This window comes from Streptomyces sp. NPDC058145 (assembly GCF_042884245.1).
In the GTDB taxonomy this organism is placed as follows: Bacteria; Actinomycetota; Actinomycetes; order Streptomycetales; family Streptomycetaceae; genus Streptomyces.
Map to the genome: position 1 here is coordinate 70,405 of NZ_JBHVUH010000013.1, position 10,964 is coordinate 81,368.

Here is a 10,964-nt window from a genome sequence, read left to right on the forward strand (position 1 = left end):
GCCGCACCCCGGTGCGGCCCCCGCCCCCTTACGACTCGCTTCGCATCACGCCCGGAACTGACCGTCTTCCTACGCCTCAGTAGCACAGTTCCCACGCGTTGCCGCCCGCTTCGGTGACTCACCGCTTAGGCTCGTGTCCTGTCTGTCACCCTGGCCGCATGGACATGGCGGCCATACCGACGCAGCGGGAGAACGACACCCACGCCTTGACGGTGCGCGGGCACGCCGGCCTGCCCGGCAGCCCCCTCGCCCCGGGCTCCGCCCGCGCCCTGGTGCGCGCCGCGCTCGCCGACGTCCCCGGGGTGCCCCGGCGGCTCGTGGACGACGCCATGGCCGTCGTCAGCGAACTCGTCACCAACGCCGTCGTCCACGCGGGTACCGGCATCGACGTGGACTGGCGCCTGGAGACGACCGGCGCCTTCGTTGTCGAGGTCGGCGACCGCCATCCGACCCGCGCCCCGCGCGACCCCGGTACCGGCGAGGCGTCGTACGAGACGTCCGAGTACGGGCGCGGGCTGCGCCTGGTCGCCACCCTCGCCGAGTCCTGGGGCGTCACCTACCGCCGGGGCGAGAAGACCGTGTGGGCACGGCTGCGGCCCGGCGGCGAACCCCTGGACGGACCCGCCCCCGACCACGCCCTGGACATCGCCGAGGTCCTCGCCCCGCGGCCACAGGGCGCCGGACGCGACCGGGACTGGCTCGGCCGGGGCGCGCTGTCCTTCCTCGCCGAGGCCTCCGACCTGCTCGCCGGACAGCTCGACGAGAACCTGGTCGCCGCCCTCACCGGCCGGCTGATCGTGCCCCGGCTCGCCGACTGGTGCGCGGTGTGGCTGGAGGACGAGGCGACCGTACGCGGCGGCGACGGCGGCGCACCGGCCCGGGTCTGGGTGGCCGACGAGGACCGCGCCGAGGAACTGCACCGCGCCCTGGAGAAGGACCCTCCCCGGCCGCCGGAGGGACTGAGGCCCGACCCGGAGCCCTACCCCTGGCCCGGTGAGGCGCTCGGCACCCACGGCACGGCCCTCGCCTTCCGCCTCATCGCCGGCGGTCGCCCGCTGGGCACCCTGGTCCTCGGGCGGTGCGGGCAGCCCCGGTTCCCCGACGAGGTCACCGGCCTGGTGGAGGACCTGAGCCGCCGGGTGGCCCTCGCCATCGGCGCGGCCCGCCAGTACGCCCGGCAGGCCACCATCAGCGCCGTCCTGCAGCGCGGGCTGCTGCCCGGAGCGGTCGCCGAGATCCCCGGGATGAGCAGCGCCCTCGTCTACGAGCCCTGCGACAAGGGCGGCCCGAGCGGCGACTTCTACGACCTGTTCCCGGCGGGCGACGGCCGTTGGTGCTTCGCGGTGGGCGACGTCCAGGGCAAGGGCCCGGAGGCGGCCGTCGTCATCGGGCTCGCCCGGCCGTGGCTGCGCCTGCTCGCCCGCGAGGGCTATCGGGTGGCCGACGTCCTGGACCGGCTCAATCAGCTCCTCCTGGACGACGCCACCGAGGCCGCCGACGCCGCCGCCCGCGCGCTGGTCGCGGCCGGCGGCCGGCCCGTGGCCGCCGGGGACGGACCGCAGACCCGCTTCCTGTCCCTGCTCTACGGCGAGCTGACGCCCCACGCGGACGGCGGCGTCCGCTGCACCCTCGCCTCCGCCGGGCACCCCCTGCCGCTGCTGCTGCGCCCCGACGGCGAGGTGCGCACCGCCGCCCGTCCGCAGACCCTGCTCGGCGTCGTCGAGGACGAGACCTACACCAGCGAGACCGTCGAGCTGCGGCCCGGCGACACCCTGCTGTGCGTCACCGACGGCGTCACCGAGCGGCGCTCCGGCTCCCGCCAGTTCGACGACGGCGACGGGCTCGCGCGGGCCCTGTCCGGCTGCGCGGGCCTGAGCGCCGAGGAGGTCGCCGAGCGGATCCGGAGCCTCGTGCACGACTTCGGCGGCGGCCTGCCCGAGGACGATCTGGCCCTGCTGGTGCTCCAGGCGGGGTGAGTCCCGCCGTACGGGACAATGGGGGACATGCCTTCCGCACTCCCCGACGGCGAGCCCGTCCCCGACGACGGCGCGCTGCCCGCCTCCGCGCTCGCCGGGGCCGCCGGCCGCCCCCTCGGGTTCTACCTGCACGTCCCGTACTGCGCTACCCGCTGCGGCTACTGCGACTTCAACACGTACACCGCCACCGAGCTGCGCGGCAGCGGCGGTGTGCTCGCCTCCCGGGACAACTACGCGGACACCCTGACGGACGAGATCCGGCTGGCGCGGAAGGTCCTGGGCGACGACCCCCGCCAGGTCCGCACGGTCTTCGTGGGCGGCGGCACGCCCACCCTGCTGGCCGCCGACGACCTCGTACGGATGCTGGCGGCGATCCGTGACGAGTTCGGTCTGGCGCCGGACGCGGAGATCACGACCGAGGCGAACCCGGAGTCGGTCGACCCGGCGTACCTCACCACCCTCCGGGAGGGCGGCTTCAACCGGATCTCCTTCGGCATGCAGAGCGCGCGACAGCACGTGCTGCGGATCCTGGACCGCACGCACACCCCCGGCCGCCCCGAGGCCTGCGTCGCGGAGGCGCGGGCGGCGGGTTTCGAGCACGTCAACCTGGACCTGATCTACGGCACCCCGGGGGAGAGCGACGACGACTGGCGGGCCTCGCTGGACGCGGCGATCGGCGCGGGCCCCGACCACGTCAGCGCCTACGCCCTGATCGTCGAGGAGGGCACCCAGCTCGCCCGCCGCATCCGCCGCGGCGAGGTCCCGATGACGGACGACGACGTCCACGCGGACCGCTACCTGATCGCCGACGAGACGCTGTCCGCCGCGGGCTTCGACTGGTACGAGGTCTCCAACTGGGCCACCTCCGAGTCCGGGCGCTGCCTGCACAACGAGCTGTACTGGCGGGGCGCGGACTGGTGGGGCGCGGGACCCGGGGCCCACTCGCACGTGGGCGGGGTGCGCTGGTGGAACGTCAAGCACCCGGGCGCCTACGCGGCGGCGCTGGCCTCGGGCCGGTCCCCGGGCGCGGGCCGGGAACTGCTCTCGGACGAGGACCGGCGAGTGGAGCGGATCCTGCTGGAGCTGCGGCTGCGGGAGGGTGCCCCCCTGTCCCTGCTGAAGCGGGAGGGGCTGGCGGCTTCGCGCCGGGCGCTGGCGGACGGACTGCTCCAGAAGGAGCCGTACGAGGAGGGGCGGGCCGTGCTGACGCTGCGTGGGCGCCTGCTGGCGGACGCGGTGGTGCGCGACCTGGTGGACTGATCACTCCGGCGAGTGAATCACCCCGGAACTCCGGTTCGGTCCCTAACCTGATTCGTAGGCTGCCGCCGACAGGACGCGGCGGATGTGGAGGGCCACGGAGATGACAGCTGTGGACGAACGTGGAGTCGCGGAGTTCTTCGCGGGGTTCGAGCCACCCGAGGGGCTCAAGGTAGAGCTGCTTCGGGGGGAAATCGTGATGATGGCCAGCCCTGATCTGGTGCACAACCGGATCGTCACCAATCTCATGGACCAGATTCCGCGGCAGCGCTGGGAGCGGCTACAGACGCAGGACGTCGACATCGTCGACGAAGCCAGTGAACCTGTGCCCGACCTGGTGGTCCTGGAAGCGGGCGCCGGACCGGACTCCGGGCGTCTCCTTCCGTCCCGGACGATCACGCTGGTCGTCGAGGTCGTGTCGAAAACCAGCGTCGACCGGGACTATGGCGTCAAACGACTGATCTACGCCGCCGGTGAGGTGCCCGCCTACCTGATCGTCGACCCCATCATGGCCCAGTGTGTCCTGTACTCCGAGCCGGTCGGACGAGGCGAAGGGGCTGATTACCAGGTGCAGCGCACCACTCGGTTCGGGGCACCGCTGCCGTTGGAACTGCTGGATGTTGTGCTGGACACGACAGAGTTCGGCACCTACAAGGGCGTCAAACCCCACCGCTACCCGTGACGAAGTCGATCAGCTCCTCCACCCGCCCCAGCAACTCCGGCTCCAGGTCCTTGTAGGACCCCACCCGCGCCAGGATTGCCTGCCACACCGCCCCCGTGTTCTCCGGCCAGCCGAGCGCCCGGCACACGCCGGTCTTCCAGTCCTGGCCGTGCGGGACGCGGGGCCAGGACCGGATGCCCAGACCGGCCGGCTTCACCGCCTCCCAGATGTCGATGTACGGGTGGCCGACGACCAGCGCGTGTTCGCTCGTCACCGACTCGGCGATGCGCCACTCCTTCGTGCCCGGCACCAGGTGGTCCACCAGGACGCCCAGCCGGGCGTCCGGGCCCGGCGCGAACTCCGCCACGATCGACGGCAGATCGTCCACGCCCTCCAGGTACTCCACGACCACGCCCTCGATGCGCAGGTCGTCGCCCCACACCTTCTCGACCAGCTCGGCGTCGTGCCGGCCCTCGACGTAGATGCGGCCGGCGCGGGCCACGCGCGCGCGTGCGCCGGGAACGGCCACCGAACCGGACGCCGTACGGGTGGGCCGCGCCGGACCCGACGACGGCCGCACCAGGGTCACCACCCTGCCCTCCAGCAGGAAACCGCGCGGCTCCAGCGGGAACACCCGGTGCTTGCCGAAGCGGTCCTCCAGCGTCACCGTGCCCGCCTCGCAGCGGATCACCGCCCCGCAGAACCCGGTACCGGGCTCCTCCACCACCAGCCCCGGCTCCGCCGCGACCTCCGGCACGGGCTGGGACTTCTTCCACGGAGGGGTCAGATCGGAGGTGTACTGGCGCATTCGGATGACGATAGGAGAACCGGCGGGTCTGTGCTCATGACACGCCGAAACGCGTCGCCAGCTCGTCCCGTTGACGCCGTACGAACACCGCGTCCACCACCGCTCCGTGACCGGGCACGTACAGCGCGTCCTCGCCGCCGAGGGACAGAAGGCGGTCGAGCGCGTCCGGCCAGCGGGACGGGACCGCGTCCGGGCCCGCCTGCGGTTCGCCCGACTCCTCCACCAGGTCGCCGCAGAAGACGACCTCCGGGTCGCCCGGCACCAGCACCGCCAGATCGTAGGGCGTGTGGCCGGGACCCACGTTGGCCAGCAGCGCCTGCCGCCCGTCGCCGAGGTCCAGCGTCCACTCCCCGGAGACCAGGTGCCGGGGCGGCACCAGCGCGTCCACCGCCTCGTCGGCGTCCGGGACCGGCAGGCCGTTCCTGACCGCGTCCAGGCGCAGCTCCTCGCGCTCGTGCGCCAGCACCGCGTCCATGCCGACCGCCGCGTACACCTCGGCCCCGGCGAGGGCGGACGCCCCGAAGACGTGGTCGAAGTGGGGATGGGTGAGCGCGAGATGGGTCACACGGCGTCCCGCGAGCCGCTGCGCCCGCTCCCGCAGCCGCGCGCCCTCGGCGAGGCTCGACCCGGCGTCCACCATCAGCGCCGTACCCGCCCCGAGCACCAGGCCCGCCGTGCAGTCCCAGCCGGGCAGCCGGCACCGCCCGACCCCGTCGGCCAACCGCTCCCACCCCAGCTCTTCCCAAGTCACGGTCATAACGCGACGCTAACGGTAGGACGGGTTATGGCGGGACCGACCTTGCCCAGTGAGTACCCCACGGCCGTACACTGGCCGGGGAACGCTGGCACTCGGACACGCAGAGTGCCAGGCGGACGACCCGAACGGCCGAGCGGAAGACATGCTGGAGGTGCGCGCGGATGCTGAGTGAACGCAGACTTCAGGTGCTGCGCGCCATCGTCCAGGACTATGTGGGCACCGAGGAGCCGGTCGGCTCCAAGGCACTCACCGAGCGGCACAGCCTCGGCGTGTCCCCGGCGACCGTGCGCAACGACATGGCCGCCCTGGAGGACGAGGGATACATCGCCCAGCCGCACACCAGCGCCGGGCGCATCCCCACCGACAAGGGCTACCGGCTGTTCGTGGACAAGCTCGCGGGCGTCAAGCCGATGACCGGGCCCGAACGGCGGGCGATCCAGAACTTCCTCGAGGGCGCCGTCGACCTCGACGACGTCGTCGCGCGCACGGTGCGGCTGCTCGCGCAGCTGACCCGGCAGGTCGCCGTCGTGCAGTACCCGTCCCTGACCCGGTCCACCGTGCGGCACGTGGAGCTGCTCGCGCTCGCCCCCGCGCGCGTGATGCTCGTGCTGATCACGGACACCGGCCGGGTCGAGCAGCGGATGGTGGACTGCCCGGCGCCGTTCGGGGAGACGGCCCTCGCCGACCTCAGGGCGAGGCTCAACAGCCGGGTCGCGGGCCGCCGGTTCTCCGACGTGCCGCGCCTGGTCGAGGACCTGCCGGAGGCGTTCGAGCACGAGGATCGCGGTACGGTCTCCACAGTGCTCTCCACTCTGCTGGAGACACTGGTCGAGGAGAACGAGGAGCGGCTGATGATCGGCGGCACCGCCAATCTCACCCGCTTCGGACATGACTTTCCCCTCGTGATCCGGCCCGTCCTGGAGGCCCTCGAGGAGCAGGTCGTGCTCCTCAAGCTCCTCGGCGAGGCGAAGGATCCGGGCGTGATGGTGCGCATCGGGCACGAGAACGCACACGAGGGACTCAACTCCACGTCCGTCGTGTCGGTCGGCTACGGTTCGGGCGGCGAGGCGGTTGCCAAGCTCGGCGTGGTCGGACCGACCCGCATGGACTACCCGGGAACGATGGGAGCGGTACGCGCAGTGGCACGGTACGTCGGACAGATCCTGGCGGAGTCGTAAGTGGCCACGGACTACTACGCCGTTCTCGGCGTGCGCCGCGACGCGTCGCAGGATGAGATCAAGAAGGCGTTCCGTCGGCTCGCGCGCGAGCTGCACCCGGACGTCAACCCCGATCCGAAGACCCAGGAGCGGTTCAAGGAGATCAACGCCGCTTACGAGGTGCTGTCGGACCCGCAGAAGAAGCAGGTCTACGACCTCGGCGGCGACCCGCTCTCCCAGTCGGGCGGCGCGGGCGCGGGCGGCTTCGGGGCCGGTGGCTTCGGCAACTTCTCCGACATCATGGACGCGTTCTTCGGTACGGCGTCGCAGCGCGGGCCGCGCTCGCGCACCCGGCGCGGCCAGGACGCGATGATCCGGATCGACATCGAGCTGGACGAGGCGGCCTTCGGCACGACCAAGGACATCCAGGTCGACACCGCGGTCGTCTGCAACACCTGCAACGGCGAGGGCGCGGCTCCGGGCACGACCGCCCAGACATGTGACATGTGCCGCGGCCGCGGCGAGGTGTCGCAGGTCACCCGGTCCTTCCTGGGCCAGGTCATGACCTCCCGCCCCTGCCCCCAGTGCCAGGGCTTCGGCACGGTCGTGCCGACCCCGTGCCCGGAGTGCGCGGGCGACGGCCGGGTGCGCTCCCGCCGCACCCTCACCGTGAAGATCCCGGCCGGTGTCGACAACGGCACCCGGATCCAGCTCGCCGGCGAGGGCGAGGTCGGCCCCGGCGGCGGTCCGGCCGGTGACCTCTACGTCGAGATCCACGAGCTGCCGCACTCGACCTTCCAGCGGCGCGGCGACGACCTGCACTGCACGGTCACCATCCCGATGACCGCGGCGTCCCTCGGCACCAAGGTCCCGCTGGAGACGCTGGACGGCCTGGAGGAGGTCGACATCCGGCCTGGCACCCAGTCCGGCCAGTCGATCCCGCTGCACAACCGGGGCGTCACGCATCTGCGCGGCGGCGGCCGGGGCGACCTGATCGTCCACGTCGAGGTCACCACCCCCACCAAGCTGGATCCCGAGCAGGAGCGGTTGCTGCGCGAGCTGGCGAAGCTGCGGGGCGAGGAGCGGCCGCTGGGGCAGTTTCAGCCGGGGCAGCAGGGTTTGTTCTCACGGCTGAAGGACGCGTTCAACGGGCGCTGAGGTGGCCCGGGGCAACGGACGCTGAGGGCAAGGGGCTCCGCCCCTTGTACCCCGCCAGGGGGCACCCGCCCCCTGGCCACGGCCTCTGCCCACCCCCCACCCGACTCGGTGGGCCGGAGAGGCGCACGCGCCCTGGAGAATCCCGGCTCGGCGGGCCGGAAAGTGGCATGTGCCATGGGGAAGACCCGATTCGGCGCTCTCCTCAGGACGTGACAACATGCGGGCATGTCCTCCGCGCTGACCGATCTCTTCCCCAGGCCGATCGTGCAGGCTCCCATGGCGGGCGGCGTCTCCGTGCCGCGGCTCGCCGCGGCCGTGTCCGAGGCGGGCGGGCTCGGGTTCCTCGCCGCCGGGTACAAGACCGCCGACGGCATGTACCAGGAGATCAAGCAGCTGCGGGGACTCACGAGCCGGCCCTTCGGCGTGAACCTCTTCATGCCGCAGCCCGAGTATCCCGGTGCGAGCGCCGGCTCCACCGGAGCGGCCGGCGCCGCGCCCTTCGACGCGGGCGCCGTAGAGATCTACACCCACCAGCTCGCCGGTGAGGCCGCCTGGTACGACACCGAGCTGGGCGACCCGGACAGCGGCCGGGACGACGGCTACGACGTCAAGCTCGCCGTGCTCCTCGACAACCCGGTGCCGGTGGTCTCCTTCCACTTCGGTGTCCCGACCCGTGAGGTCATCGACTCCCTGCACCGCGCCGGGACGTTCACCCTGGTCGCCGCCACCACCCCGGAGGAGGCGCGCGCGGTCGAGCGGGCCGGGGCGGACGCGGTGATCGCGCAGGGCGTCGAGGCCGGCGGCCACCAGGGCGCCCACCGGGACGTCCCCGAGAACGACGGCTCCGGCATAGGACTGCTGTCGCTGCTCGCTCAGATCCGCGAGGCGGTGCGCATCCCGGTCGTCGCCGCCGGCGGCATCATGCGCGGCGGCCAGATCGCCGCCGTACTCGCGGCGGGCGCGAGCGCCGCCCAGCTGGGCACGGCGTTCCTCGCCACCCCGGAGTCCGGCGCCCACGCCCTGCACAAGCAGGCGCTGACCAACCCCCTGTTCGCGCGCACCGAACTGACCCGCGCCTTCTCCGGGCGCCCGGCGCGCGGCCTGGTCAACCGCTTCCTACGCGAGCACGGCCCCTACGCCCCCGCCGCCTACCCCGAGGTCCACCATGTGACGGCGCCGCTGCGCAGGGCCGCCGCCAAGGCCGGTGACGCGCAGGGCATGGCGCTGTGGGCGGGCCAGGGCCACCGGCTGGCCCGGGAGCTGCCGGCCGGGCAGTTGGTGGAGGTGCTGACGGCCGAGCTCGCCGCGGCCCGGACAGCGTTGTCGGCCGGGGGTGACGCGCGATGACCGCGCCGGTGTTCGTCGTCGACTCGCTCGAGGGCGTGGGCCCCGGCTCGACCATCGAGGTGTCGGGACCCGAGGGGCGGCACGCGGTCTCGGTGCGGCGGTTGCAGCCCGGCGAGGAAGTCGTGATCACCGACGGCAAGGGCCGGGGAGCGTCCGGGGTCGTCCTCAGCACCTCGGGAAAGGACCACTTGGTGGTCGAGCCCTTCGGGTTCCCGGTGGAGCCCGAACCCAGCCCGCGTATCACCGTTGTCCAGGCCCTCCCCAAGGGCGACCGCGGCGAGCTGGCCGTGGAGATGATGACCGAGACGGGTGTCGACGCGATCGTGCCGTGGCAGGCCGCGCGCTGCATCACCCAGTGGAAGGGCGACCGAGGGCAGAAGGCCCTCGCCAAGTGGCGCGCCACCGCCCGCGAGGCCGGCAAGCAGTCCCGCCGCCTCCGCTTCCCCGAGGTCGCGGACGCCGCGACGACCAAACAGGTCGCCGCCCTGCTCGCCGAAGCCGACTTCGCCGCCGTGCTCCACTCCGATTTCGAGCACGACAGCGTCCCCCTCGCCACCGCCGAACTCCCCGAGCAGGGCGAGATCGTGCTGGTCGTGGGGCCCGAAGGAGGCGTGGCCCGCGACGAGTTGGCCCTCTTCGAGGAGGCGGGCGCCAAGCCGTGTGTGCTGGGGCCTACGGTGTTGCGCACATCCACCGCCGGCACCGCCGCGGCGGCCCTCCTGCTCGGCCGCACCGGCCGCTGGTCCTGAGCACCGGGGGAACGCCATGGAACTCGCCCAAGTCCGGCTCCTCGTCACCGACTTCGCCGCCTGCTACCGCTTCTACGCCGACGTCCTCGGCCTCAGGCCGCAGTCCGGCACCGGCGAGGGACCGTACGAGAAGTTCAGCCCGCACGCCGGCTCGGCCGGGATCGCGCTGCAGGACCGCGCCATGATGGCCGGGGTCCTGGCGGAGCTGGGCGAGACCGCCACCGGCCACCGCTCCCTGGTCGTGCTGCGCGTGGACGACCTCGACGCGTACTGCGCGGAGATCACCGCCCGGGGCGCGACCCTGCTGCACGGGCCGGCCCCGATGACCGACCGCATGCGCGTGGCCCACCTCGAGGACCCGGAGGGCAATCTGGTGGAACTCCAGGAATGGCTCCTCCTGCGCCCCTGACGGCGAGGGAGCACACCGGCCGTCGCTGCCCGAACGGGTGAGTGGCCGTATGCGGCCTTCCGTCCCGGGGGTGGTGGTGGCACGCTGCCCTTCATGGGGGCATCGAGGCGGATTCGGCGCCGGCCGCGGGCCGTGCGCGGTGTGGCCGTGGCGGCGCTCGTGGTGATGGGCGCGGGCGCGGTGGTGGCGTGTCAGCCGGGGGACCTGAGTTCGGCCTCGGCCGCGTACACCACCGACAGCACCGCGACCGCCGAGCTGAAACGGCGGCATGTGGACGTGAGCTGGCTCACGTGCACCGGCAACTACGGCGGCAAGGACGGCCGGGCGTCCGGCAGTTCACCCTCGCCGACGGAGAGCACCGTCGTATCGGTCGACTGCCAGGGGCAGACCAAGGACGGGCGGAGGATCACCGTCAAGGGGAAGGTGACCCGGGCCGTCGACGGGGCCTGTGTGCGCGGGGATCTGACGGCCAGGGTCGGCGGCAGGCAGGTCTTCCGTGTCAGCGGGCTCGGCGACTGCGACGCCGCACCCGGTCCGACGTACCGGCCGCCCACTCGGCGGGGCGGGCAGCCGACCGTCACCGTGACCGTGACGCGGACCATCTGGTGCAAGAAGGACCCCAGTTGCTGGCCAGTGGAGGGCAAGTGATCGGAACCGGGAGCGGTGGACACCGGTCGTTGCGTAC

11 protein-coding genes are annotated in these 10,964 nt (G+C 72.9%); 9 read left to right on the top strand and 2 right to left on the bottom strand.

The window, feature by feature from the left end:
- The first annotated feature begins 164 nt into the window (after nucleotides 1-164).
- The 3 genes from ACFVVO_RS27835 to ACFVVO_RS27845 all read left to right on the top strand — a co-directional run bounded on the left by ACFVVO_RS27835 (nucleotide 165) and on the right by ACFVVO_RS27845 (nucleotide 3,915).
- Complete coding sequence (locus ACFVVO_RS27835) at nucleotides 165-1,976, top strand: SpoIIE family protein phosphatase (RefSeq protein WP_390058726.1); 1,812 nt, start codon at nucleotides 165-167, stop codon at nucleotides 1,974-1,976.
- 27 nt (nucleotides 1,977-2,003) lie between these two features.
- Nucleotides 2,004-3,236, top strand: a complete 1,233-nt coding sequence (gene hemW, locus ACFVVO_RS27840) for a radical SAM family heme chaperone HemW (protein ID WP_390058406.1) — start codon at nucleotides 2,004-2,006, stop codon at nucleotides 3,234-3,236.
- A 100-nt stretch (nucleotides 3,237-3,336) separates the two neighbouring features.
- Nucleotides 3,337-3,915, top strand: a complete 579-nt coding sequence (locus tag ACFVVO_RS27845) for a Uma2 family endonuclease (protein WP_390058408.1) — start codon at nucleotides 3,337-3,339, stop codon at nucleotides 3,913-3,915.
- Here ACFVVO_RS27845 and ACFVVO_RS27850 read toward each other — a convergent pair.
- Both ACFVVO_RS27850 and ACFVVO_RS27855 read right to left on the bottom strand, forming a co-directional pair.
- On the bottom strand, nucleotides 3,893-4,702 hold the full coding sequence (locus ACFVVO_RS27850; RefSeq protein ID WP_390058410.1) for a DUF3097 domain-containing protein: 810 nt from the start codon (nucleotides 4,700-4,702) through the stop codon (nucleotides 3,893-3,895). The two genes, ACFVVO_RS27845 and ACFVVO_RS27850, sit on opposite strands and share 23 nt — an antisense overlap.
- A 34-nt stretch (nucleotides 4,703-4,736) precedes the next feature.
- Nucleotides 4,737-5,459, bottom strand: coding sequence for an MBL fold metallo-hydrolase (locus ACFVVO_RS27855; RefSeq protein WP_390058412.1), 723 nt, complete (start codon nucleotides 5,457-5,459; stop codon nucleotides 4,737-4,739).
- 161 nt (nucleotides 5,460-5,620) lie between these two features.
- Here ACFVVO_RS27855 and hrcA point away from each other — a divergent pair, with 161 nt between their 5' ends.
- From hrcA to ACFVVO_RS27885, 6 genes are all read left to right on the top strand, one after another.
- Nucleotides 5,621-6,637 (top strand): heat-inducible transcriptional repressor HrcA, encoded by a 1,017-nt coding sequence (gene hrcA, locus ACFVVO_RS27860; RefSeq protein ID WP_390058414.1) that lies wholly within the window; start codon nucleotides 5,621-5,623, stop codon nucleotides 6,635-6,637.
- Nucleotides 6,638-7,774 (top strand): molecular chaperone DnaJ, encoded by a 1,137-nt coding sequence (gene dnaJ / locus ACFVVO_RS27865; RefSeq protein WP_390058416.1) that lies wholly within the window; start codon nucleotides 6,638-6,640, stop codon nucleotides 7,772-7,774. It abuts the gene before it with no gap.
- Between the two features lie 225 nt (nucleotides 7,775-7,999).
- Nucleotides 8,000-9,121: a nitronate monooxygenase gene (locus tag ACFVVO_RS27870; protein ID WP_390058418.1), complete on the top strand. Its 1,122-nt coding sequence runs from the start codon at nucleotides 8,000-8,002 to the stop codon at nucleotides 9,119-9,121.
- The gene (locus ACFVVO_RS27875; protein ID WP_390058420.1) at nucleotides 9,118-9,870 is read left to right on the top strand and encodes a 16S rRNA (uracil(1498)-N(3))-methyltransferase; all 753 of its coding nucleotides are present in this window, start codon (nucleotides 9,118-9,120) and stop codon (nucleotides 9,868-9,870) included. Before ACFVVO_RS27870 ends, ACFVVO_RS27875 begins: the two co-directional genes overlap by 4 nt.
- Before the next feature lie 16 nt (nucleotides 9,871-9,886).
- The gene (locus ACFVVO_RS27880; RefSeq protein ID WP_390058421.1) at nucleotides 9,887-10,279 is read left to right on the top strand and encodes a VOC family protein; all 393 of its coding nucleotides are present in this window, start codon (nucleotides 9,887-9,889) and stop codon (nucleotides 10,277-10,279) included.
- 93 nt (nucleotides 10,280-10,372) lie between these two features.
- Nucleotides 10,373-10,927 (top strand): hypothetical protein, encoded by a 555-nt coding sequence (locus ACFVVO_RS27885; RefSeq protein ID WP_390058423.1) that lies wholly within the window; start codon nucleotides 10,373-10,375, stop codon nucleotides 10,925-10,927.
- Nucleotides 10,928-10,964: the final 37 nt, after the last annotated feature.